Source organism: Neoroseomonas marina (assembly GCF_012927745.1).
Lineage (GTDB): Bacteria > Pseudomonadota > Alphaproteobacteria > Acetobacterales > Acetobacteraceae > Neoroseomonas > Neoroseomonas marina.
This window is the reverse complement of the sequence record NZ_JABBKX010000001.1, coordinates 91,725-114,338: the sequence shown is the minus strand read 5'-3', so window position 1 is coordinate 114,338 and position 22,614 is coordinate 91,725. Positions and strand designations below refer to the sequence as shown.

The following is a 22,614-nucleotide window of genomic DNA, read 5'->3' as shown; positions in this document are numbered from 1 at the left end:
GGCGGAGGCCGCTCAGACCCGGTTGCGCGTGACGAGCCGGCCAGGCTTTTCGCCGGTCGCGCCCTTGCCCGCGACGAAGGTGGGCACGCCATTCGCCCAGACTTCCTCGATGCCCGCGCTCTCCTGCTTCGGCACCTCGAAGGTCGCCTTGTCGATCACGGTATCGGCGTCGAACAGGACCAGGTCCGCATAGGCGCCTTCGCGGATCACGCCGCGGTCGATCATGCCGAACAGGGAAGCGGTGCGACCCGTCATCTTGTGGATGGCGGTCTCAAGGCTGAACAGCCGGAGCTCCCGTGCATACAGCCCGAGGACGCGCGGGAAGGTGCCCCACAGGCGCGGATGCGGATGCGCATCGTGCGGGATGCCGTCCGAGCCGATGACCGAGGACGGATGCGCCATGATCCGCCGCACGTCCTCCTCGTCCATCTGCCAGGTCACCTGGCCGGCCGGGAGCAGGCGCTGGGCCGCCATCCGGATGTCGGTGTTCCAGCCGCGCGCGATGTCCGAGAGGTACTTGCCCGCCATCTCGGGGTGCGGGACCGACCAGGTGATCATCACCTTCACATCGTCGCGCAGCCGGTCCGGCATCAGCACGGTGGACCCCGCCGGGTAGGGATACATGTCGAAGAAGACGTCCTGGGTCTCGGCGAAGGCGTCGATCAGCGCCAGCGTCTGCGTCGAGCGGCCGTAATTCTCGGGCATCGAGCATTTGTGATGGCTGATCCAGACCGGCACGCCGACCCGCTTGCCGATCTTCGCCGTCTCCTCGATCGAGGCGCAGACGCGGTCGGCCTCGTCGCGCATGTGGGTGACGTAGATGCCGCCATAGGCGCGCAGCGGCTCGGCGACCGCGATCACCTCCTCGGTCGGCGCATGCATGTTCAGCGGGTAGTAGAGGCCGGTGGAGAAGCCCGAGGCGCCTTCGGCGAGCGAGTTGCGCACCTTGAGGCGCATGGTCTCGATCTCGGAATCCTTGGCCGGGCGCATGACGTCGCCGTTCATCACGTCGACGCGCATCGTCTGGTGGCCGACCAGGGCGTAGGTGTTCACCTCCGACCCGCGCTTCTTCAGTTCATGGGCGTAGTCGCCGAAGCTGTCGAAGCGCCACCAGCCATCCTCCCCGATCAGGTCGAGCGGCGCCGGCGGGCGGGAGGCGAAGCGGGCCGGGGCGAGCGAGACGCCGCAGTTGCCGACGACGACGGTCGTGACGCCCTGGCTGATCTTGCAGGTCATGCATTCGGCGCCGCACATCACCGCGCGGTCGTCATGCGTGTGGGCGTCGATGAAACCGGGGGCCAGCGCCTTGCCCTTCGCGATCACCTCGCGGTCGGCGCTGTAGCCGCCGAGGTCGCCGACCGCGACGATGCGGTCGCCGGTGACACCGACGTCGCCGCGCTGCCGCGGCGCCCCCGTGCCGTCGAAGATCGTCGCATCGCGGATGATGAGGTCGCAGCGCAGCGCCATGGTCGCTCGGTCCCGAACAGGAAGAGTGGATCCGCCGATCATGGACCGGGCGGGCGCGCGGCGGAACCCCGCCCCCTTGCATCGGCGCCCCGCGCCCGGCCAGCATGCGGCCCGCAGAAGCAAGGGGCAGCAAGCCCCGGCGCGAGCAGAGGAACGTTCATGACCGCATTCAACCGCCGCCAGATCCTGGCAGGGGGCGCCGCTGCCGGTGCAGCCGCGATCGCGCCGACCGGCCGTGTCTGGGCTCAGGCGCGGGACCAGGTGATCCGCATCGGCGTGCTGGCCGACTTCTCGGGGCCCTACCGGTCGACCTCCGGGCCGACCAGCCTTGCGGCGGCGCAGCAGGCGGTCGAGGACCTCGGCGTCGCGCAGCGCGGCGTGCGCGTGGAGGTGATCCAGGGCGATCACCAGAACCGTCCCGATGTCGCGCTCGCGCTCGCCCGCCGCTGGGTCGACCAGGACGGCGTGGACATGATCTGCGAGACGAACAATTCCGCCGTCGCGCTCGCCGTCGCGAACCTGGTGAAGGAGAAGGACAAGATCCAGCTCACCTCCGGCGCGGCGAGCTCCGCGCTGACCGGCGCGCAGTGCAGCACGCACACCATCCAGTGGACCTACGACACCTGGATGTTCGCCAACGTGGTCGGCGGCGCCTCGGTCCGGGCGGGCGGCGATTCCTGGTACTTCATCACCGCCGACTACGCCTTCGGCCACCAGCTGGAACGCGACACCGGGCAGTTCGTCCAGAAGGCCGGCGGGCGGGTGCTGGGCAGCGCCCGCTATCCCTTCCCCGGGACGTCGGACTTCTCCTCCTTCCTGCTGCAGGCGCAGGCGAGCCGGGCGAAGGTCGTGGGCCTCGGCATGGCGGCGGCCGACATGGTGAACTGCGTCAAGCAGGCGCACGAATTCGGGCTGACGCGGCGCGGCCAGCAGCTCGCCGGCATGATCATGTTCGTGCAGGACATCCGCGGCATCGGGCTCGAGGCCGCGCAGGGCATGCTGCTCAGCGAGGTCTACTACCACGACCTCAACGATCGCACGCGCGGCCTCGCGCAGCGCATCCAGCGCCGCACGCCCGACAACATGCCGAGCCAGGAGCACGCGGGGACCTATTCCTGCTGCGTCCACTACCTGAAGGCGGTGATGGAGGTCGGCGCCGCGCGGGCCAAGGCGAGCGGCATCGACGTCGTCAACGTCATGAAGCGCATGCCGACCGACGACGACGCCTTCGGCCCGGGCCGCGTGCGCGAGGACGGGCGCAAGATCCACCCCGCCTACCTCTTCGAGGTGAAGAAGCCCGAGGAGAGCCGCGGCCTGTGGGACTTCTACAAGCTCCGCGCCACCGTGCCGGCCGAGGAGGCCTTCCGTCCGCTCTCCGAAGGCGGCTGCCCCCTGGTCCGAGGCTGAGTTCCACGCGGGGCAGGCGCGAACCCGGCCTACCCCCGCGATTCCCGCACGACAACCACCCCTAGCGGTTGCTGGGCCTGGGATACACAACATCTAGTGGCGGCGAAGTGGCATTCCTGATACCAGATGCCTTGTCGGCGCGACGCGGAGGGGCGGCGCGGTCGGAAGGGGAATGTCGCGATGGATGGAATGCAGGCCGGTGCCCGTCTGGCACCGAACGGGATCGTGCGGCCGCTGCCCGGGGGCGCCTTCGGGGAAGCACCGCTGACGCCGCGCCCGCTCGATGCCGGCATGGGCCTGGCCGTCGCACGCCGCACCGTCTTCCGCCCTTACGATGCCGAATGCTTCGGCCGCGTCGCCGACCGTGTCGCGGAAGGGAACATGTCGTTGCTCGGCCGTCCGCTGGGCGCGCGGGAGGTCGCGGAACGCGCCCGCCTGCGCAACGCCATCGCGACCGGCGCGCTGATCACCTCCGGTCGCCACCTGCAGCATGGCGACGCGCAGCAGGCCAGCCGCAACATGGAGGTCTTCACCAATTGCGCGACGGCGATCGCCTCCTTCGCCAAGTTCTACCTGCTGCTGAACGGATCGGGCGTCGGGCGCGCCTATGACGACGCGCTGGTGGCGGTCGACTGGGCGCAGGCGCCGGACGTGCTGCTGCACCTCTCGCCCGACCATGCCGACTTCCCCCATGACCGTGCGTCGCTGCACCGCTTCGGCACGGAGTTCGGCCTGCTGCCCTGGGGCACCGGCGAAGCGGCGTTCCACGAGGCCGCCGTACGCCGCTTCATCGCGGAGGAATGGCTCGCTTCGACTGCCGATGCGCCGGCCGGCGCGATCGTGCACGCCATCGAGGACAGCCGCGAAGGCTGGGCCAAGGCGATCGAGCGGCTGGAAAGCCTCGCCTTCGAAGGCGCGCGCGGCCGCACGCTGGTGCTGGACTTCTCCGCCATCCGCCCGCGCGGCGCGCCGATCGGCGGCATGCAGGGGCGGCCGGCCTCAGGGCCTCTGTCGCTGATGCGCGCCTTCATGGCGATCCGCCGGGATGTCATCGCCCCGGCGCGCGACGGGCGCCTCGCCGAACCCTGGGAACAGGCGATGCTGGTGGACCACCATCTCTCGGTCGAGGTGCAGGTCGGAGGCGCCCGCCGCGCCGCGCGCATGGCGACCAAGAACTGGCGCGACCCGGGCATCATCCGCTTCATCCGTGCCAAGTCGGAAGGCGGGCTCTGGACGGCGAACAATTCCGTCATGGTCGATGCCGCCTTCTGGCGCGGCGTGCAGGCGGCCCGCGCCGGGTCCGCGCGCGCCGAGGACAAGCGCGCGCTGGAGGTCTTCGAGGACGTCACCCGCTGCGCCTTCGTCAACGGCGAGCCCGGCTTCATCAACGGCGACATGCTGGAGGACCACCGCACCGGCCGCGCGCGGGAGAAGCCCGTGCACCATGACGGCCGCGACGTGCGCTCGGCGCGCTACCAGGTGGACCATGCCTCGGCGCTGCTGGCGGATCTCGCGGCGCGCGCGGCCGAGGCGCATTTCCCCTGCACCACCAACCCCTGCGGCGAGATCGTCCTGCACGTCACGGGCGGCTATTGCGTCATCGCCGATTTCGCGCCGTTGCTGGCTTGCCCGGTCGATCCGGCGACAGTGCTGCCCGGTGTGATGCCCGACGCCATGGCCGCGGACTGGGACGACCGCGTGGAGGACGCCGTGCGCCTCGGCGTGCGCTTCCTGATGCGGGCGAATTCCATGGACGCGCTCTATGCCGAGGAAGTGCGGCGGACCAACCGCATGGGCATCGGGCCGACCGGGCTGCACGAATGGGCCTGGGCCCGCTTCGGCCTCGGCTTCGACGACCTGCTCGACGAGGCGAAGTCCGCGCCGTTCTGGGAAGCCCTGGCGCGCTTCTCGGAGGCCGCGAAGGAGGAAGCCGACGCCTATGCCGAGGAACTCGGCCGCGTGCGGCCCTTCACCGTCACGACGGTGAAGCCCGCGGGCACGACGTCCAAACTTTTCGGCCTGACCGAGGGCGCGCATCTGCCGGCCCGCCGCCAATACCTGCGCTGGGTGCAGTTCAAGGGCACCAAGGGCGAGTCCGGGAACTGGCTGCCGGATTCCGATCCGCTGCTCGCGGACTACGAGGCGCGCGGCTATCCGGTGCGCACGCTGCGATCCTTCCCCGGCATGAGCATCGTCGGCTTCCCGACGCTGCCGCTGATCCAGCGGCTCGGCCTCGGCGACCGGCTCAAGACCGCGCCGGAGGCGAGCCCGGAGGAGCAGTATCGCTGGCTGTCCCTGATGGAGCGCCACTGGATCGGCGCCGAGCGGGGCAACCAGATCTCCTACACGCTCAAGGTCTATACCGACCGGCACGACCTCGAGGCCTTCCGCGACATCCTGCTGACGCACCAGCCGCAGGTGCGCTGCTGCGCCGTGCTGCCCTCCGCGCCCGATGCAGCGCTCGGGTACGAATACCTGCCCGAGGAGGAGGTCGATGAAGCCGAGTTCCAGGCCATCGTCGCCGCCATCCGCGACCCCGCGCTGCATGAGGCGCTGGACATGGCGCATCTGGCCTGCGCCGGCGGCGTCTGCCCGATCTGATCAGCCGTCGAGCAGGCGCAGCGCCGCCTCGGGACCTGCCAGGATCTCGGTGAGCCTGGCGAGGTCCGCCGGGTTCGCGCCCGGCGCGGCGCGCAGCGCGCCGAAGGCATCGGTCACGCGGCGCAGCGCGGCGTCGTAGGCGGTCGCGCCGCCCAGGGCGCGCCCGGCCTGTTCCAGCCGGCGGATCGATCGCGCCGTGCGCTCGATCTGCATCATCGCGCCGTCGTCGATGCGCCCGGCGTTGCGGGCCATGGGCTCGATCAGGCCCTGCGTCGTCGCGTCGACGAAGGCGGCGCGGCAGGCCTCGTCCACCTGGCGGCGCAGCGCGGCGACGCGCTGGCGGCGTTCGGGGCGACGCACCATCGGGGAGGCATCGAGGTCCTCGATGGCCTCGGCGAAGGCTTCCGCGAGGCGGGCGGCGCCGGCGGCATCGCCCGCCGGCAGGTCGGGCGTGCAGCCCTCGAGCCAGCGGTCGAGCACGCGTTCCGCGCTGCCCGGCGGCGCGGCAGGAGAGGCCGCGGCGGCGGCCGCGACGGTGCCGGGCCGCGCGGCCTTGAGCAGGATGGTGGCGATCATCGCTTCGATGACCATCGGTTCCTCACCGGCGGCGGCGGCGATGGCGTCGCGGACCATCGGCTCGGGCGGGCCCTCGGCGGCGAGGGCGAGCGCGGCCCAGAGCGCATCGGCATGGCGCCAGACGCCGGCCGCCAGCGCGGCGCAATGGCGGAAATCGGCCGGGCCGAGGCCGCTCGCCTCCCATTGCGGCGGCATCGCCACGGTCGCCGCCGCGGCGGTGCGCCACAGCCGCCGTCCGGCGCGCTCGATGGCGGCGGCATCGGCGAAGGTCGCGCCGGCGAAGGCTTCCTCGATGGCGGCGGCCTCGGCGCCCAGCGCCGCCTGCACCGCGGTCCCGATCGGCAGCAGGGCGCTGCGCGGCAGCGTGCCCTCCTTCCGGTTCCAGGCGCGCGGATCGACGATGGCGCCGTCGAGCGGCAGGAAGAGCAGCCGCGCGAAGGAGATCGGCCGTGGCGGCCGCAGCCGGCGCAGGCGCGGCCGCGCGGCGTCGAGCAGCCGGTCGGCCTCCCGCCGGTCCGTCATGCGGTCGAAGACCGCGACGACACGGGCCAGCGCCTCGTCCGAGGCCGCGGCGACGGCGTGCGTCAGCCGACGCTGCTCGGCGGCGTTCGCCGCGGTCATTCGGCGCGCGCCCTCAGGCGCTCGTTGCGCGCGACGATCTCGATCATGCGGCCGCTTCGCCAGTCCTCATTGGCGCGGACCAGGCGGCGCAATCGGGTCGGGCGATCCCAATCCTCGGTGACGCCGAGCCAGTCCTCGACCTCCCGCGGCATGACGGGGGCGAGGAGGGCCATTTCCCACAGCGCGCCGGCACGGCTGTCGGGCTCGGCGTCGCGCCACAACTCGCAGATCACCTGCCAGCCATCGAGCAGCCAATCCGGCCGCGTGGCGCGCCGGCCGAGCGGTGCGGCGTCCTCCCGCCAGGCGCGCAGCAGCGTCGGGGTGTCCGACAGCAGCCCGTCGAGGTCGCGGAAGGCGGCGTCCGCGCAATGCAGCGTCAGCTTCGCCGCGTCGGTGACGAGCACGGCCGCGTGCTGTTCGCCCGGATCGGGGCTCTGGGCGATCCAGAGCTCGATCTCCTCGACCATGCGGCGCAGGCCGGCGACCAGGGCGCGGGTGCGCGAGACGGTGCGGTCGCCCGGCACGCCGACGCCGCAGAAGGCGGCGGCCAGCGCCTCGAGCCAGGCGGCGACGATTTCGGCGCTGACGCCGATGCGCGGGGCGAAGCGCGCCACGGCGCGGCGGGCGCGTGTCTCGATGTTCTGGGGCGTGTCGGATTGCGGGGGAATGGCGGCTTCCTCCCGCGTCTCGGTGCGGCGGATCAGGTCGAGCAGCAGCAGGAAGTTCGCGCGCATCCGGGCGGCGGATTCGGCGCCGCGCGCCTCGGCGACGGCGGCTGCGGCGGCACGGCCGGCCAAGCCCTCGGCCGCGACGGCGCGCGCCGTCTCCCGCACCAGGGAGGGTGTCACCGCCGTCTGGTCCGACAGCCGCTGCCACAGGCGCCGGTCATGCAGCGTGGGCGAGCAGACCTCGGGCATCGCGGCCCAGGGGACGATGTAGAAGCCGCGCCCACCGGCGGGGTTCGAGATGACGAGTTCGAGCCCCGATCGCGTCTCGGTCGGGCGGATGCGCGCGCCGAGCAGGAAGGGCGTGGTGAAGGGCACCGTCACGCCGCGGTCGAGGAAGGTCGCCGGCTGGTAGGCCGCCGTGCCGAAGCGCTCGAGCAGGTCGTGGCGGATCGCGGTCATCCGGCGCGCATCCTGGCGCGCCGGAGGTAAAGGAGCGGTGAGTGGCGGCCGGCATTCGCCGGCCTGGGCTTCGCGGCCTCGGCCCTGGTGGGCCGTCGTCGCTACCGCCCCTGGAACACCGGCTTGCGCTTGGCGAGGAAGGCCTCGGCCGCGTTGCGGAAGTCCTCGGTATAGGCGAAGGAGCCCTCGCGCTCTCGGTCGGCCGCGCTGATCGGCTGTGCGCCGCGCAGCTTCTGCATTGCGTATTTGTGGAAGCGCGCCGAGAGCGGCGAGCCCTGCGCGATGCGCTCGGCCAGGGCGGTCGCTTCCGCATGCACCGTGCCGTCGGGCACCAGGCGCGACAGCAGGCCCTTCCCGAAGGCTTCCTCGCCCTTGAAGACGCGGCCCTCGATCAGGATCTCGGCGGTCACGGCATAGCCGCAGATCTGCAGGATCGGGTCGATCTCCTCGAAGGCGTAGTAGATGCCGAGGTTGCGCGCGGGGATGCCGATCCGCGTGGCCTCCGACCCGATGCGGAAGTCGCACATGGTCGCGATGCCGCAGCCGCCGCCCATGGTCCAGCCGGAACAGGCGGCGATGGTGGGGTGGATGCAGGTGCGGATGGCGTGGAAGGCGTTGTGCAACTCGCTGCCGTAAACCGCCTCGCGTTCCGGCGTGCCGCGTTCCCGCGAGAAGGCCGAGATGTCGGCCCCGGCGCAGAAGGCTTCGGTGCCGGCGCCGCGCACGATCACCGCACGCAGCGATTCGTCGGCCGAGAGCGCGTCGAACGCCTCCCCCAGCGCGATCCACATCGGCAGGTCGAGGCAGTTGCGCTTGTCCGCGCGGTCGATGAGGACGGTGGCGACGACGCCCTCGCGGGACGTCTTGATCAAGTCGTGCGGCATGGCGCGCCCCTTTGGAAAGGTTTGGGTCGCTCAGGCGACCCGGTGCAGCAGCGGCTCTCTGGCCGCGAGGCGCCGGACATTCTCCGCCGCGATGGCGAAGGACCGGTCGAAGGTGCCCGTGGTCAGCCAGGCGATGTGCGGGGTGACGACGACGTTGGGCAGGCTGAACAGCGGATCGCGCGGATCGGCCGGTTCCTGGGCGAAGACGTCGAGACCGGCGGCGGCGAGGTGGCCCGATCGCAGCGCCTCGGTCAGCGCCACCTGGTCGACCAGGCCGCCGCGCGCTGTGTTCACCAGCACCGCGCCCTTCTTCATCCGCGCGATCGCGCCGGCGTCGATCAGGCCGCGGGTTTCCGGTGTCTCGGGGATGTGCAGGGAGACAATGTCGGCTTCCGACAGCAGGCCGGCGAGGGTGCGGTAGGAGCCCTCTGCATCCTCCTTCGGCGTGCGCGCGGTGTAGAGCAGCCGGCAGCCCAACGCCGCGAGCACCGGGGCGAGCAGGGCAGGGATGGCGCCATAGCCGACGAGGCCCACGGTCCGCCCGCCCAGTTCGAACAGGCTGTCCTGCAGTTCCGGCGGCTGCGACCAGCCCTGGCCGGCGCGCGTCGCGGCATCGAAATGCGCGACGCGTCGCAGCGCGGCAAGCATCAGCAGCAGCGTCAGTTCCGCCACCGCCCGGGAATTGGTGCCGGGCAGGTTGCACACCGCGATGCCGCGTGCCTTCGCCGCCTCGACGTCGATGGTGTTCACGCCGACGCCGATCTTCTGGATCAGGCGCAGCCGGGGCGCTGCGGCGATGTCGGCGGCCGAGAGCGGGCGCAGCACGTGCCAGATCGCCTCGGCCTCGGGCAGGGCGCGGGCGAAGGCGGCGTCGTCGGTGTCCGACACCACCGTGAGATCGAGGCCGGGCAGGTGCGACAGCCGCTCCGCGAGCCCGGGCCCGGCACGGTAATGCAGCAGGACCTTCATCGCCGCGAACGGCCGAGCACCGACCCGCCGGCGAAGCGCGCCCGCGCGCCGAGGCCTTCCTCGATGCGCAGCGCCTCGTTCCACTTCGCCATGCGTTCGGAGCGCGCGAAGGACCCGACCTTCAACTGCCCGACGCCCCAGCCGAGGGCGAGGTGGACGATGGTGACGTCCTCCGTTTCGCCGGACCGGGCGGAGACGATGCCGGCATAGCCGACCTCCTTCGCCGCTTCCCAGGCCGCCTTGGTCTCGGTCAGCGTGCCGCGCTGGTTGGGCTTGATCAGCACGGTGTTGGCCGCGCCGACCTTCGCCGCTGCCCGCACGCGCGCGGCGTCGGTGACGAGGAAGTCGTCGCCCACCACCTGCACGCGGTCGCCGACTTCCTTGGTGAAGGCGGCGAAGCCATCCCAGTCGTCTTCGGCCAGCGGATCCTCGATGGAGGCGATCGGATAGGCCTTGAGCCAGTCGAGCAGCATCCGGATCATGCCGTCGGTGTCGAGCTCGCGGCCTTCGAGCCCGAGGCGGTACTTCCCGCCCTTGCCGAAATCAGTCGAGGCAATGTCGAGTGCGATCGCGACCTGTTCGCCCGGCTTGAAGCCGGCGCGCTCGATCGCCGCCACGAGGGTTTCGAGCGCCTGTTCGTTGGCGTCGAAGGCCGGCCACCAGCCGCCTTCGTCGGCGACGCCCTGCAGCTTGCCGCGGTCCTTCATGATGGCGCCGGCGGCGCGGTAGACCTCGGCCGTCCAGTCCAGCGCCTCGGCGAAATTCGTCGCCGCGGGGCAGATCACCAGGAAGTCCTGGATGTCGACGCGCCGCCCGGCATGGGCGCCGCCGCCGAGGATCTGGATCTGCGGCAGCGGCAGCAGCGTCGCCTGGTCGCCGCCGAGATGCTTCCACAGCAGCATCCCGTTCGCATGCGCCGCGGCGTGTGCTGCGGCCATGGAAACCGACAGCGTCGCGTTGGCCCCGAGCCGCGACTTGTTCGGCGTGCCGTCGAGCGCGATGAGCTTCGCGTCCAGCCCCGCCTGGTCGGCCGCATCCATGCCGAGGATCGCGGGCGCGATCACCTCGTTCACCGCGGCGACCGCGCCCTTCACGTCATAGCCGCCGAAGGCGGTGCCGCCGTCGCGGCGGTCGAGCGCCTCGCCGCTGCCGGTGCTGGCGCCCGCGGGCGCGATGGCGAGGCCGCGCGCGCCGCCGGCCAGACGCAACTCGGCCTCGACCGTCGGTCGGCCGCGGCTGTCCCAGACGCGGCGGCCGCGCACGCCCGCGATGATCGTCGAACTCATGAAGCGATCTCGTCCTCCCAGGCCTGGCGCACCGTCCTCAGCCGGTCCGGCGGCGCCAGCAGCAGCGCGCGCGCCACGCGGCGCACGCGGTCCTTGTCCTTCTCCTCGGTCAGGTACTCCACCGGGCTCTTGCCGTCCACGCGCGCGAGGAACAGGCCGGGCAGCAGGCTCGCGGCGCGCGATTCCACCACGGCCGGCGCTTCCCAGCCGACCCCCACCAGATACGCCGTCGCAAGCGCGTCGAAGCAGGCAAGGAAGCCCTGGGCAGCGCCTGGGTTCCACAAGCATTTCAGCAGCAGGTGGTTGAGGCAGAAGGCGAGGTCGAAGGCCGGGTCGCCCCACCACGCGCATTCCGCATCCAGGAAGACCGGTCCTTCGGGTCCGACGAGAATGTTCTTCGGACTGACATCGCCATGGACCAGCGTGCGCTTGGTCGCTGCCGTCCGCGCAGCGAGCGCCTTCAGCTGGAACGCGAGGTCCGGATGCGCCGCCGCCGTGGCGACGAGGTAGGGCTCGAGCCGGATGGCGTAGAACAGGCTGTCGGTGGGGAAATCGGCGGCGAGTTCGGGGCGTTCGGCCATGCGCGACTGGATGCGCGCCAGGCGCCGCCCGACCTCCGCGGCGAAGCCTGCATCGGTGTCCCCGTCGCGCAGGCGCGTCTTCCAGACCGGATAATCCTCCGGCGGCAGCCATTGCATGGCGAGCGTGCCGGTGGCCTCGTTCTGGCCGAGCAGTTCCGGCACGGCGGTGGGTGCGGCTTCCCGCGCCCGCGAGAGCCACCGGGCCTCGTAGCGGTTGCGCACGACCGGCGCGCGCCAATCCGCGGCCACCTTCAGCTTCGCGAGCGCGCGCTTGACGCAGACATCGCGGCCATCGGGCAACACGACGTGCCAGATGTCCGAGGACACGCCGCCGGACAACGGCACGCCATGCGCCGCCGCCCCTGAGGCAAGCAGCCCCATGGCGCGCAGGCCCTCCTGCATTTCTCCCGGGATGTCTTTCATCTTGATGCGAGCCTAGCGCAGTCCGGCGACATGACCAGAGAGGGCAATTTCCGGGCTGTGCAGGTCGGACGCGGCTGCTAGCGTCTCGGGACTGGGAGAATAGCCGGCCACAAGAACACCGGAGGCAGCATGTCCGTCAGTCGTCGTTCCGTCCTCGCCCTCACTGCCGCGGGCATCGCCGCGCCGCGCCTCGCCGGCGCGCAGGGGGCGAATGTCCTGCGGTTCATTCCGCAGATCGACCTCGCCTTCCTCGATCCGCACTTCACCACCGCCTATGTCACGCGCGGCCATGGGCACATGGTCTTCGACATGCTCTACGGGTCGGACGCGTCGTTCAATCCGCACCCGCAGATGGTGCAGGGCCACACCGTCGAGAATGACGGCAAGCTGTGGAACCTGACGTTGCGGCCGAACCTGTATTGGCATGACGGCGAGAGGGTCACGGCGCGCGACTGCGTCGCGTCCATCCGGCGCTGGGCGAAGCGCGATGCCCTGGGTGGCGCGCTGATGGAGCGCACCGACGAGCTCAGCGCGCCCGACGACCGCACCATTCGTTTCGTGCTGAAGCGGCCGTTCCCGCTGCTGCCTGCGGCGCTCGGGAAGGTCACCTCGCCGATGCCGGCGATGATGCCCGAGCGCCTGGCCAACACCGATCCCTTCACGCAGGTCACCGAGATGGTCGGCAGCGGCCCCTTCCGCTTCGTCGCCGGCGAGCGCGTGGCCGGGTCGCGCAATGTCTACGTGAAGTTCGACCGCTACGTCCCGCGCGAGGACGGGCCGATGGAATGGAATGCCGGGCCCAAGCGTGTCTTCATCGAGCGGGTCGAGTGGACCACCATTCCCGACGCCGCGACGAAGGTCGCCGCCCTCGCGCAGGGCGAGCAGGATTGGTGGGAGAATCCCACCCACGACCTGCTGCCCCTGCTGCGGCGCAACCGCCAGGTGAAGATCGAGGTCACCAACCATACCGGTTCGGTCGACATGATGCGGCCGAATCACCTGCAGCCGCCGTTCAACAATCCGGCGATCCGCCGCGCCATGCTGCATGCCTTCAGCCAGGCGGACTTCATGCAGGCGATCGTCGGCAACGACGCCGCGATGTACCACGTCCCGCATGGCGTCTTCTGTCCCGGCACGCCGATGGCGAGCGAGGCCGGACTCGAGCCCCTGACGGGCGCCCGGGACCTCAACAAGGTCAAGGAGATGCTGAAGCAGGCCGGCTACGCGAACGAGAAGGTCGCGCTGCTCGCCGCCGTCGACTACGCGCAGTTCAAGGCGATCGGGGAAGTCATGGCCGATGTCATGACCCGGATCGGGATGAACGTGGACTATGTCGCGACCGACTGGGGGACCATGCTGTCCCGGCGCAACAATCGCGGCCCGGTCGACCAGGGCGGCTGGTCCTGCTTCAACACCGGCTGGGAAGGCGTGGACCACATGGACCCGTCCAACCACTACGCCATCCGGGGGAACGGCAACGACCGCGCGGGCTGGCCGGGCTGGTGCGTCAGCCCGAAGCTCGAGGAACTGCGAGAGGCCTGGTTCGAGGCGCCGACCCTCGCCGCCCAGCAGGAGATCTGCCGCCAGATCCAGGTCCAGTGCATGGTCGACGTGCCCTCGATCCCGCTGGGCCAGTATCTGCAGCCCATTGCCTATCGCGGGAATGTCACTGGGGTTCAGAAGGGGTTTCCCACTTTCTGGAACGTCCGGAAGGGCTGAGGGACGGGGAGTTCAGCCGCGCCGGGGCCGGCCCGCCATGCGCGCCCCGGCGGACCGTGCTAGAAGCGGGCAGCCGACCTCTATCGCGGAGCGCCTACGGACCAGCATGGCCAAGGACGAGTGGGACATCCCGGAGCATCTGCAGCCCGACCCGACCGATTACGACTTCGACCTCGGCGCCGCCCTGGGCGCCATCGTCGGGCTGCGCACGACGGTGCCGGCGGATGCCTTCACGGCCCGGGTCCTGGGGACCGAGCGCGAGGGCAGCGGCGTGGTCATCCGCGACGGCCTCGTCCTGACGATCGGCTACCTGGTCACCGAGGCCGAGACGATCTGGATCACCGCCGCCGATGGCCGCGCCGTGCCGGGTCATACGCTCGCCGTGGACCAGGAGACGGGCTTCGGCCTGGTGCAGGCGCTGGGCCGGCTGGGCGTCGCACCCCTCGAGTTCGGGGACAGCGAGACGGCACGGATCGGGGCGCCGATGGTGCTGGCGGCCGCGGGTGGCCGCGGCAACGCCGTCGGCTGCAAGCTCGTCGCGCGCCAGCCCTTCGCGGGCTACTGGGAATATCTGCTCGAGGACGCCCTGTTCACCGCGCCGGCGCACCCGTCCTGGGGTGGGGCGGGGCTGATCGGACCGGATGGCAAGCTGCTCGGCATCGGGTCGCTGATCCTGCAACAGGGGGAGGAGGGCCGGCGGCTCGACCTCAACATGGTGGTGCCGGTGCACCGGCTGTCGCCGATCCTCGATGACCTGCTTGCCTATGGCCGGGTCAACCGCCCCGCCCGGCCCTGGCTCGGGCTCTATGCCACCGAGGATGACGAGGGGGTGGCGATCGCTTCGCTCGCGCCCGGAGGGCCGGCCGAGAACTCGGGGGTCCGCACCGGGGATCGTGTCCTGTCCGTGGACGGCGCCGCGGTGACCGACCTCGCCGAGCTCTGGCGGGCCGTCTGGGCCTGCGGCGAGGCCGGCGCGACGGTGAAGATGAAGCTCGGCCGGTCCCGCGGGACGCGCGACGTGGCCGTGATATCCAGCGACCGCACGAGTTTCCTCAAGCATCCCAGGATGCACTGATGAGCCGCGTCCTCGTCGTGCCGCCCGGGCAGGGCGAGCAGCACTGGCAGCCCCAGCCGGCCAACGGTTGGATCGAGGTGCTGACGGCGCCGCGCCTTCCCGGCGCGCCCGCCGGTTTCTCGGCCGGGCTCCAGGAACTGCCGCCGCTCGGCAAGATCCGGGAGCATGCGCACCCCGCGCAGACCGAGATCTTCTGGATTGTGCAGGGTCAGGCCCTGGCGCGGCTGGACGGGACCGTGCGGCGCATCACCGCCGGCACCTTCATGGTTGCCCCGCCGCACGCACGGCACGGCTTCATCAATGACGGCGACGTGCCCTACCGGATGCTGTGGATGCTGATCCCGGCCGGGCTCGAGGATTTCTTCATCGCCATCGGTCGTCCGAAGGGCCCCGGCCTGCCCGACCCGACCCCCTATCCGCGGCCGACGGAAACGGGGTCGATCGAACTCGCCACGGTGTTCGAGACGCTGGATCCGCCGCCCGAGGCGCCCTGGGACACCGCGCCGATCACCGATCCGTCCGTGCTCGAGCCGCTGCGCCGCATCGCCACCTGAACTCCGGCTTGCGGCGCGCGACGCTTCCGTCGAGGATCGCGCCCGGGACCAAAGGGGTGGCCGCGCAATGCCGCCCCGATCCGGAGGAAACGACATGACCCGTGGCATCAGCCGCCGCCAGGCGCTCGCAGCCGGCTCCGCCCTGCTCGCGGCGCCGGCGATCGTCGAACAGGCCAATGCGCAGAGCGCCTTCGACTGGAAGCGATTCCGCGGCGAGCGGATCGAGGTCACGGTCCAGCTTTCGCCCCGCGGGCAGCTGCTGCAGCGCGGCAACCAGGAATTCGAGGAGCTGACCGGCATCCGCTGCGGCATCGAGGTCGTTCCCGAACAGCAGCACCGCCAGAAGATCATCGTCGAATACGCCTCCGGCCGGCCGTCCTTCGATGTCGCGGAACTCAGCCTGCACGTGAACAAGCGGCAGGTCGGCAAGGCACGCTGGAACACCGATATCCGGCCGCTGATCCAGGATGCGAATCTCACCTCGCCCGATTTCGACTTCGCCGATTTCGGCGCGGGCATGGTGCAGTACGCGACGCAGTCGGACGGGCGGATGGACAGCCTTCCGGCCTTCGCCGACTACTTCGTGCTGTACTACAACAAGGACCTGCTGGCGGCGCGGAACGTGCCGGTCCCCACGACCTGGGACGAGATGTACGAGGCGGCGAAGCGCCTGGCCGATCCTGGTCGCCAGATCACCGGGCATGTCGGCCGCGGCCTCAAGAACGCGAACATGGTGCTGTGGTCGTCCTACCTGCTCGGCACCAACCAGCGGGACATGATCGACGGCAACCGGCAGCTCATCACCGACACGCCGGACGCGATCTGGGCCGGCGAGATGTACAAGAAGTTCCTTCGCGACGTCTCGCCGCCAGGTTCGATTGGCTTCAACTGGAACGAGTGCCAGACGACCTTCATGCAGGGTCGCGCGGCGATGTGGGTGGACGGCATCGGCTTCGCCGCGCCGCTCGAGGATCGCGCGCGGTCGCGCGTCGCGGGCAAGGTCGGCTACGCGCTGGTGCCGAAGGGACCGGGCGCCAACCACCATTGCGCGCTGTTCGGCGCGGGCTATGGCATTCCGGAAGCGTCGCGCAAGAAGGGGCCGGCCTGGTACTGGATCCAGTGGGCGCTCAACAAGCAGAACCAGCTGCGCTTCCTGACCACCGGCGCCGGCGTGCCGGCCCGCTCCTCGCCCTTCAGCAACGAGGAAGCGATCGCCTCAAGCACCTTCCCGCGTGAATTCTTCCAGACGCTGTCCGCGAGCGCCCGGATCGCCCGCGCGGGCCTGCCGGAGATCGTGCCGGTGACGCAGTTCCGCGACGTGCTCGGCACCGCGCTGACCAACACGATCAGCGGCGCCGACGTCGCGACCGAGCTGCGCCGCGCGACCGCCGAGTTCCGCCCCGTGCTCGAGCAGAGCGAGCGCGAGAGCTGAAACCCGCCGGGACGGAGGCCGCCGTCGCGGCCCCGCGCCCTGCATGTTGAACGCGGCGGAGGACTGACCCTTGGCGAGCGACATCGCCCTATCGCAGGCAGCGGCGGCGGAAACGAAGCGCCGTCGCAATTATGCGCGCCACTATGCCTGGTTCGTGGTGCCCGCGGCCGTCGTCGTGATGGCCGTGATCATCTTTCCCTGGGTGTTCACCCTCTATGTCTCCGCCTTCAACTGGCACCTGGGCGGGGAACGCGAATGGGTCGGCTTCGGCAACTACGTGCAGCTGTTCACCGACAGCCGCTTCGGCTGGGCGGTGGCGCGCACGCTGTTCTACACGGGGCTCGCGGTCGTGCTGCCGATGATCTTCGGTCTGGCCGCGGCACTCGCCTTCCATCGCAAGTTCCCGCTGCGGGGGCTGGCGCGCACGGTGTTCATCCTGCCGATGATGGCCACGCCCGTCGCCGTCGCGCTGGTCTGGACCATGATGTTCCACCCGCAGCTCGGCGTGCTGAACTGGCTGCTGAGCCAGGTCGGCCTGCCGCCGAGCCTCTGGGTCTACAGCGCGGAGACGGTGATCCCGACGCTCGTGCTGGTCGAGGTCTGGCACTGGACGCCGCTGGTGATGCTGCTGATCCTGGGCGGCCTCGCCTCCCTGCCGACCGATCCCTATGAGGCGGCGAAGATCGACGGGGCCAATGCCTGGCAGGCCTTCCGGCACATCACGATGCCGCTGCTCGCGCCCTTCGTCGTGGTGGCGCTGATCATCCGCACGATCGACGCGCTGAAGGCGTTCGACACCATCTACGTCATCACCCAGGGCGGTCCCGGCCAGGCGAGCGAGACGATCAACATCTTCCTCTACCTGCAGGCCTTCGCCTTCTACAACGTCGGCTACGCCAGCGCCGTGGTGGTGGTGTTCTTCGCGATCATCATGCTCCTCGCCGCGCTGCTGCTCTGGACCCGCCAGCGGGTGAAGGCGACATGAGGAAGCTGAAGCGTTACCTGTCGAACGCCGCCTTCGGCGTGTCGGTGCTGCTGCTGGTCTCGCCGGCGGCGCTGGTGTTCCTGTGGATGCTGTCGCTGTCGCTGAAGAACGAGCTCGACAACACCGCCTTCCCGCCGATCTTCGTCCCGGACCCGCCGACCCTCGACAACTACCGGGAGGTCTTCGCGCGCAACGACTTCCTGCTGTTCGCCTGGAACAGCGTGGTGGTGTCCTTCTCGGCGACGGGCCTCGCACTCGCGATCGGGGTGCCGGCCGGCTACGGCATCGCGAAGATGAAGGCGATGCGGGCGGCGGCGCTGATCCTGATCGCGCGCATCACGCCGGGCCTGTCCTACCTGATCCCGCTGTTCCTGCTGTTCCAGTGGCTCGAGCTGACCGGGACGCTGGTGCCGATCGTCATCACCCACCTCGTCATCACCGTGCCGATCGTGGTGTGGGTGATGATCTCCTTCTTCGAGGGATTGCCGGCGGAGCTCGAGGAGGCGGCGCTGGTCGACGGCGCGACGATCTGGCAGGCCTTCCGCTACGTGGCGATGCCGCTGGCGCGGCCGGGCATCACGGTCGCGACCATCCTTGCCTTCATCTTCTCGTGGAACAATTTCGTCTTCGCGATGGTGCTGGCGGGGCGGGAGACGCGCACCTTGCCGGTCGCGGTCAACAACATGCTGACCTTCGAGCAGATCTCCTGGGGACCGCTGTCCGCCGCGGCGCTGCTGGTGACGGCGCCGGTGCTGATCCTGACGCTGCTCGCCCAGAAGCAGATCGTCGCCGGATTGACCGCGGGGGGCGTGAAGGGAGCCTGAGCGCCGGCCTTTTCCCGCGGGCTCAATCTGCCTATTGTCTAATGGACAAGGAGGCCCCCATGAGCCTGCGCCGTATTCCGCCCGCCGTCCGCTTCATGGTTTTGCATGGGCTGGTGGGCTTCGGCCTATCCGCGATCTTCGTGGTGGCTGTGCTCTGGGCCGACCCGGGCGGGGTGGGCGGCCTGATCCTGAAGCATGGCGGCCTGCCGGTGATCGCCATGCTGTGGTTCTTCAGCGGCCTGACCTTCGGCTCGGTGCAGATCGGCACGGCGATCATGCTGCAGGACGGTCAGGACCAGGGCAGTGGTGGCCGTCGGATGCGCCTGCCGCCGGCGCTGCGCCCGGTCCCGGTCGCCGTTCCTGCCCGTCGCCGCGGCTGATCAGGCCTCCGTCCTGGCTTCCTCCTCGATGCCGAGGGCCGAGGAGAAGCGGTTGAAGAAGCCGGTCAGCGTGATGCGCAGCGTCAGTTCGACGATCTGCGCTTCGGTGAAATGCTCGCGGAGCGCCTGGAACAGGCGTTCGGGCACGCGGTGGCTGTTGTCCCAGGCCGCGACGGAATAGGCGATCACCGCGCGGTCGCGATCGGTCAGCGACGGGTGGTCGCGGCCTTCCGGCAGGCCTTCCACGACCGCGGGCGGGATGCCCTCCACCGCCAGGAAGGGCTGGTGATGGCCGATGCAATAGTCGCAGGCGTTCAGCTTCGACACCACGACGATCGCCAGTTCCAGGCAGCGGCGCGGGAGCGTTCCGGCGGCGCGCAGTTCCATCAGCATCGGCATCAGGTGGCGCAGCGCCGCCGGCACATGGGCGAAGACCTCCAGCTGCCCCTCGAAGGGGCCGTAGGTGGTCACGTAGCGCTGCCAGACGGCACCGAGCTCGGCCGGGAGGTCGTCGGGGCGGACGGGCGTCACGCGGGGCATGGCGGACTCCTCCTGGGCCGGTGATGCTGCGGCGCGGCGCGGGCGGCGTCCAGGGGCGGGTGCTGGACGCGTGCGCCGCGCGGCGCGAGAGTGCGCGCCTTCATTCGCCCGCGAAGGACCCCGTCATGCAGAACACCGAAGAGATCTGGCGCTACGTCGACGCCAAGGCCGAGGATGCGATCGGGCTCGCCGATCGAGTCTGGGGCATGCCCGAGCTCTGCTATGCCGAGGTCCGGTCCTGCGCCGAGCACACCGCGATGCTCGAGCAGCATGGATTCCGCGTGACCAAGGACGTCGCCGGCATCCCGACCGCCGTGATGGGCGAGGCGGGGGAGGGCGGCCCGGTGATCGCCATCCTCGGCGAATACGATGCGCTGCCGGGCCTGTCGCAGGAAGCGGGCGTCGCCGAGCACAAGCCCCTGCCGGGCGACGGGTCGGGCCATGGCTGCGGGCACAACCTGCTCGGCGCGGCCTCGCTGCTCGCAGCCTCGGCCGTGAAGGACTGGATCGAGAAGAACGGCATCAAGGCGCGCGTGCGCTACTACGGCTGCCCGGCCGAGGAAGGCGGCGCCGCCAAGGGCTTCATGGTGCGTTCGGGCGCCTTCGACGACGTGGATATGGCGATCTGCTGGCACCCGGCCGCCTTCACCGGGGTGAACGAGGCGGTCTCGCTCGCGAATACGCGCATCGACTTCTCCTTCACCGGCCGTGCCTCGCACGCCGCGGCGGCGCCGGAGCTCGGGCGCTCGGCGCTCGACGCGGTCGAGCTGATGAATGTCGGCGTGAACTACATGCGCGAGCACATGCCCTCGGACGCGCGCATCCACTATGCCTATCTCGACGCCGGCGGCATCGCGCCGAACGTGGTGCAGGGCACCGCGAAGGTGCGCTACCTGATCCGTGCCAAGGACCTGGTGGGGCTGAACCAGCTCGTCGCGCGCGTGCGCAAGATCGCCGACGGCGCGGCGCTGATGACCGAGACGACGGTCAGCACCAAGGTGGTCAGCGCGGTGTCGAACCTGCTTGCCAACACGCCGCTCGAGCAGGCGATGCACGAGAACATGCAGCGCCTCGGTCCGCCGCAGTTCGACGAGGATGACCGCGCCTTCGCGCGCGAGATCCAGAAGACGCTGTCGGACGAGGACATCGCGGCCGCCTTCCGCCGCCACGGCCTGAAGGTCGAGCGCGACAAGGCGCTGTGCGACATCATCGTCCCGCTGGATGCGCATGGCAGCGGCGGGGTCGGTTCGACCGATGTCGGCGACGTGTCCTGGGCGGTGCCGACGGTCCAGGCGCGCGGGGCGACCTATGCCATCGGCACGCCGGGCCATTCCTGGCAGCTGACGGCGCAGGGCAAGTCCGGCATCGCCCACAAGGGCCTGGTGCATGTCGCGAAGATCATGGCCGGGACCGCGGTCGACGCCATCGTGAAGCCCGAGCTGCTGGAAGCGGCCAAGGCCGACCACAAGGCGCGCACGGATGCGCACCCCTATGTCTGCCCGCTGCCGCCCGACGTGAATCCGCCGATCAAGATGTCGGGGGATTGATCCGGTGGCGGAGGTGAAGGTCGCACTCGTCACGGCCGGCGGCAGCGGCATGGGCGCTGCCGCCGCGCGGCGGCTCGCGGCGGATGGATTCGCGGTCGGCATCCTCTCCTCCTCCGGGAAGGGGGAGGCGTTGGCGGCCGAGCTGGGCGGACTCGGCGTGACGGGATCGAACCAGTCCAACGACGACCTGCAGCGACTGGTCGATGCGGCGACGGCCCGCTGGGGCCGGATCGACGTGCTGGTGAACAGCGCGGGGCACGGGCCGCGCGGTCCGGTACTCGACCTGACGGACGAGGATTGGCACCGCGGCCTCGACGTGTACCTGATGAACGTGATCCGGCCGACGCGGCTCGTCGCGCCGGTGATGGTGGCGCAGAAGGGAGGCGCCATCATCAACATCTCGACCTTCGCGGCTTTCGAGCCGGATCCGGCCTTCCCGACCTCGGGCGTGTTCCGGGCAGGGCTCGCGGCCTATGCGAAGCTGTTCGCGGACAAGTACGCCGCGGACAACGTCCGGATGAACAACGTGTTGCCCGGCTTCATCGACAGCCTGCCGGTGCGGCAGGAACGCCTGCCGGCGATTCCGATGGGCCGGTACGGCCATGTCGAGGAGGTTGCCGCGACGGTGGCCTTCCTGTCCTCGCCGGGCGGCGGCTACATCACGGGCCAGAACATCCGCGTCGACGGCGGCATCACCCGTTCGGTCTGACGAATCGATCCTCGCGCGAGGAGCGGTCTGGAGGGGCGACGCCCCTCCAGGATTCCGTCAGGACTTGTCCGCGTAGGACTTCGCCATCCCTTCCGCCGGATCCGCCTGCGGGCCATAGGGCATGATCGGATAGCGCAGCCCGGCCTTCGACAGGCCGAGCAGCCCCTCGACAGCGATGGCGAGGTCGCCCGGCGGCAGCGCCATGAGCATCTCGTCATCCGCGACGCCGCCGTAGCGGCGTTCGGCGTAGCAGGGGATCGAGAGCGACGGCGCGCGGTCGCGCAGCGCGCGGCCCCAGGAATCGGCGCAGGCGCTCTCCCCGGTGATGGAGAATTCGAAGCGCTTGTAGTTCTTCCACTGCAGCCCGTTGACGAAGAGGATCATCTGCGCCGGGTTCGCATAGAACAGGCAGATGTCGGGCGGATCGAGCCGCGCGCTGCGCAGCGGGGACACGACCACGCCGGCATAGCGCGGCGGGACGCGCGGCATCTCGGCCTGGTGTTTCTTCGCCGCCTCGCGATTCTCGAACCACACGCCTTCGAACTTGCGGCCCGAGAGGTAGAGTTCCGAGGGCTCGTTCAGCCCGATGACGCCGCCGCAGTTCGAGAAGCCCGGCACGTTGTCATGCGTGATGCCGAGCGTGAATCCGGCGATGCGCGCCTGGGTGACGAGCTGGCAGGTCGAGAACTTCCGGCCCGCGGCCGGGCGGCGAAGGCCCGGGACCTTCGCCATCTCCTCATCGCTTTCGAACAGCTTCATGCCGATCGGCAGGGTGCGCAGGCGCAGCAGCTCGGTCAGCTGGCGCCCGAGATCGGCGACGGCCTTGCCGTCGAGCGGGCGTGATTCCGCGATGGGTGGTGCATCATTCATGGGGCGATCCTCCTCGGTGTCGGCCGGGATGATGCGC

20 protein-coding genes are annotated in these 22,614 nt (G+C 70.5%); 11 read left to right on the top strand and 9 right to left on the bottom strand.

The features are described from left to right. Nucleotides 1-12 precede the first annotated feature (12 nt). On the bottom strand, nucleotides 13-1,467 hold the full coding sequence (locus tag GWK16_RS00560; protein ID WP_170052037.1) for an N-acyl-D-amino-acid deacylase family protein: 1,455 nt from the start codon (nucleotides 1,465-1,467) through the stop codon (nucleotides 13-15). Nucleotides 1,468-1,626: 159 nt separating this feature from the next. Between GWK16_RS00560 and GWK16_RS00555 the strand changes: the two genes are divergently transcribed. Further along, nucleotides 1,627-2,874, top strand: coding sequence for an ABC transporter substrate-binding protein (locus GWK16_RS00555; protein ID WP_170052036.1), 1,248 nt, complete (start codon nucleotides 1,627-1,629; stop codon nucleotides 2,872-2,874). 180 nt (nucleotides 2,875-3,054) lie between these two features. Then, nucleotides 3,055-5,475, top strand: coding sequence for a recombinase (locus GWK16_RS00550; RefSeq protein ID WP_248291069.1), 2,421 nt, complete (start codon nucleotides 3,055-3,057; stop codon nucleotides 5,473-5,475). Here GWK16_RS00550 and GWK16_RS00545 read toward each other — a convergent pair whose 3' ends face one another. From GWK16_RS00545 to GWK16_RS00520, 6 genes are all read right to left on the bottom strand, one after another. After that, a complete protein-coding gene (locus tag GWK16_RS00545; RefSeq protein ID WP_170052035.1) occupies nucleotides 5,476-6,672 on the bottom strand; it encodes a hypothetical protein in 1,197 nt (398 codons plus the stop codon). After that, complete coding sequence (locus tag GWK16_RS00540; RefSeq protein WP_170052034.1) at nucleotides 6,669-7,799, bottom strand: hypothetical protein; 1,131 nt, start codon at nucleotides 7,797-7,799, stop codon at nucleotides 6,669-6,671. Before GWK16_RS00540 ends, GWK16_RS00545 begins: the two co-directional genes overlap by 4 nt. Before the next feature lie 101 nt (nucleotides 7,800-7,900). Beyond that, a complete protein-coding gene (locus GWK16_RS00535) occupies nucleotides 7,901-8,683 on the bottom strand; it encodes an enoyl-CoA hydratase/isomerase family protein (protein WP_170052033.1) in 783 nt (260 codons plus the stop codon). Between the two features lie 30 nt (nucleotides 8,684-8,713). Next, nucleotides 8,714-9,652 carry a 2-hydroxyacid dehydrogenase gene (locus GWK16_RS00530; RefSeq protein ID WP_170052032.1) on the bottom strand — a complete coding sequence of 313 codons (939 nt, stop codon included), beginning with the start codon at nucleotides 9,650-9,652 and terminating at the stop codon, nucleotides 8,714-8,716. Beyond that, nucleotides 9,649-10,938 (bottom strand): phosphopyruvate hydratase, encoded by a 1,290-nt coding sequence (gene eno / locus GWK16_RS00525; RefSeq protein ID WP_170052031.1) that lies wholly within the window; start codon nucleotides 10,936-10,938, stop codon nucleotides 9,649-9,651. The genes GWK16_RS00530 and eno overlap by 4 nt, the downstream gene beginning before the upstream one ends. Further along, nucleotides 10,935-11,942, bottom strand: coding sequence for a phosphotransferase family protein (locus GWK16_RS00520; protein WP_170052030.1), 1,008 nt, complete (start codon nucleotides 11,940-11,942; stop codon nucleotides 10,935-10,937). The genes eno and GWK16_RS00520 overlap by 4 nt, the downstream gene beginning before the upstream one ends. Nucleotides 11,943-12,071: 129 nt before the next feature. Between GWK16_RS00520 and GWK16_RS00515 the strand changes: the two genes are divergently transcribed. The 7 genes from GWK16_RS00515 (at nucleotide 12,072) to GWK16_RS00485 (ending at nucleotide 18,911) form a co-directional block, all read left to right on the top strand. Then, complete coding sequence (locus GWK16_RS00515; RefSeq protein ID WP_170052029.1) at nucleotides 12,072-13,661, top strand: ABC transporter substrate-binding protein; 1,590 nt, start codon at nucleotides 12,072-12,074, stop codon at nucleotides 13,659-13,661. A gap of 106 nt (nucleotides 13,662-13,767) precedes the next feature. After that, a complete protein-coding gene (locus GWK16_RS00510) occupies nucleotides 13,768-14,736 on the top strand; it encodes a S1C family serine protease (protein ID WP_170052028.1) in 969 nt (322 codons plus the stop codon). Then, nucleotides 14,736-15,290, top strand: coding sequence for a cupin domain-containing protein (locus GWK16_RS00505; protein ID WP_170052027.1), 555 nt, complete (start codon nucleotides 14,736-14,738; stop codon nucleotides 15,288-15,290). Before GWK16_RS00510 ends, GWK16_RS00505 begins: the two co-directional genes overlap by 1 nt. A 94-nt stretch (nucleotides 15,291-15,384) precedes the next feature. Beyond that, entirely contained in the window at nucleotides 15,385-16,722 is a 1,338-nt protein-coding gene (locus GWK16_RS00500) for an ABC transporter substrate-binding protein (RefSeq protein ID WP_170052026.1), read from the top strand. A 70-nt stretch (nucleotides 16,723-16,792) separates the two neighbouring features. After that, entirely contained in the window at nucleotides 16,793-17,707 is a 915-nt protein-coding gene (locus GWK16_RS00495; RefSeq protein ID WP_248291068.1) for a carbohydrate ABC transporter permease, read from the top strand. Then, a complete protein-coding gene (locus tag GWK16_RS00490) occupies nucleotides 17,704-18,531 on the top strand; it encodes a carbohydrate ABC transporter permease (protein WP_170052025.1) in 828 nt (275 codons plus the stop codon). Before GWK16_RS00495 ends, GWK16_RS00490 begins: the two co-directional genes overlap by 4 nt. A 59-nt stretch (nucleotides 18,532-18,590) precedes the next feature. Then, nucleotides 18,591-18,911, top strand: a complete 321-nt coding sequence (locus tag GWK16_RS00485; protein WP_170052024.1) for a hypothetical protein — start codon at nucleotides 18,591-18,593, stop codon at nucleotides 18,909-18,911. On the opposite strand, the gene GWK16_RS00480 is transcribed toward GWK16_RS00485, so the two are convergent. Beyond that, nucleotides 18,912-19,451: a carboxymuconolactone decarboxylase family protein gene (locus GWK16_RS00480; protein ID WP_170052023.1), complete on the bottom strand. Its 540-nt coding sequence runs from the start codon at nucleotides 19,449-19,451 to the stop codon at nucleotides 18,912-18,914. Between the two features lie 125 nt (nucleotides 19,452-19,576). On the opposite strand from GWK16_RS00480, the gene GWK16_RS00475 reads away from it, so the two are divergent. Next, nucleotides 19,577-20,998, top strand: coding sequence for a M20 family metallopeptidase (locus GWK16_RS00475; protein WP_170052022.1), 1,422 nt, complete (start codon nucleotides 19,577-19,579; stop codon nucleotides 20,996-20,998). A gap of 4 nt (nucleotides 20,999-21,002) precedes the next feature. After that, on the top strand, nucleotides 21,003-21,707 hold the full coding sequence (locus GWK16_RS00470) for an SDR family oxidoreductase (RefSeq protein WP_170052021.1): 705 nt from the start codon (nucleotides 21,003-21,005) through the stop codon (nucleotides 21,705-21,707). A 57-nt stretch (nucleotides 21,708-21,764) separates the two neighbouring features. Here GWK16_RS00470 and GWK16_RS00465 read toward each other — a convergent pair whose 3' ends face one another. Beyond that, nucleotides 21,765-22,577, bottom strand: coding sequence for a DUF169 domain-containing protein (locus GWK16_RS00465; RefSeq protein WP_170052020.1), 813 nt, complete (start codon nucleotides 22,575-22,577; stop codon nucleotides 21,765-21,767). Nucleotides 22,578-22,614 lie beyond the last annotated feature (37 nt).

Coding starts and splice junctions, on each gene's coding strand:
- GWK16_RS00535 (WP_170052033.1), bottom strand. CDS start 8,683: ATGCCGCACGACTTGATCAAGACGTCCCGCGAGGGCGTCGTCGCCACC.
- GWK16_RS00560 (WP_170052037.1), bottom strand. CDS start 1,467: ATGGCGCTGCGCTGCGACCTCATCATCCGCGATGCGACGATCTTCGAC.
- eno (WP_170052031.1), bottom strand. CDS start 10,938: ATGAGTTCGACGATCATCGCGGGCGTGCGCGGCCGCCGCGTCTGGGAC.
- GWK16_RS00465 (WP_170052020.1), bottom strand. CDS start 22,577: ATGAATGATGCACCACCCATCGCGGAATCACGCCCGCTCGACGGCAAG.
- GWK16_RS00555 (WP_170052036.1), top strand. CDS start 1,627: ATGACCGCATTCAACCGCCGCCAGATCCTGGCAGGGGGCGCCGCTGCC.
- GWK16_RS00475 (WP_170052022.1), top strand. CDS start 19,577: ATGCAGAACACCGAAGAGATCTGGCGCTACGTCGACGCCAAGGCCGAG.
- GWK16_RS00520 (WP_170052030.1), bottom strand. CDS start 11,942: ATGAAAGACATCCCGGGAGAAATGCAGGAGGGCCTGCGCGCCATGGGG.
- GWK16_RS00500 (WP_170052026.1), top strand. CDS start 15,385: ATGACCCGTGGCATCAGCCGCCGCCAGGCGCTCGCAGCCGGCTCCGCC.
- GWK16_RS00550 (WP_248291069.1), top strand. CDS start 3,055: ATGGATGGAATGCAGGCCGGTGCCCGTCTGGCACCGAACGGGATCGTG.
- GWK16_RS00540 (WP_170052034.1), bottom strand. CDS start 7,799: ATGACCGCGATCCGCCACGACCTGCTCGAGCGCTTCGGCACGGCGGCC.
- GWK16_RS00480 (WP_170052023.1), bottom strand. CDS start 19,451: ATGCCCCGCGTGACGCCCGTCCGCCCCGACGACCTCCCGGCCGAGCTC.
- GWK16_RS00515 (WP_170052029.1), top strand. CDS start 12,072: ATGTCCGTCAGTCGTCGTTCCGTCCTCGCCCTCACTGCCGCGGGCATC.
- GWK16_RS00530 (WP_170052032.1), bottom strand. CDS start 9,652: ATGAAGGTCCTGCTGCATTACCGTGCCGGGCCCGGGCTCGCGGAGCGG.
- GWK16_RS00545 (WP_170052035.1), bottom strand. CDS start 6,672: ATGACCGCGGCGAACGCCGCCGAGCAGCGTCGGCTGACGCACGCCGTC.
- GWK16_RS00485 (WP_170052024.1), top strand. CDS start 18,591: ATGAGCCTGCGCCGTATTCCGCCCGCCGTCCGCTTCATGGTTTTGCAT.
- GWK16_RS00510 (WP_170052028.1), top strand. CDS start 13,768: ATGGCCAAGGACGAGTGGGACATCCCGGAGCATCTGCAGCCCGACCCG.
- GWK16_RS00505 (WP_170052027.1), top strand. CDS start 14,736: ATGAGCCGCGTCCTCGTCGTGCCGCCCGGGCAGGGCGAGCAGCACTGG.
- GWK16_RS00490 (WP_170052025.1), top strand. CDS start 17,704: ATGAGGAAGCTGAAGCGTTACCTGTCGAACGCCGCCTTCGGCGTGTCG.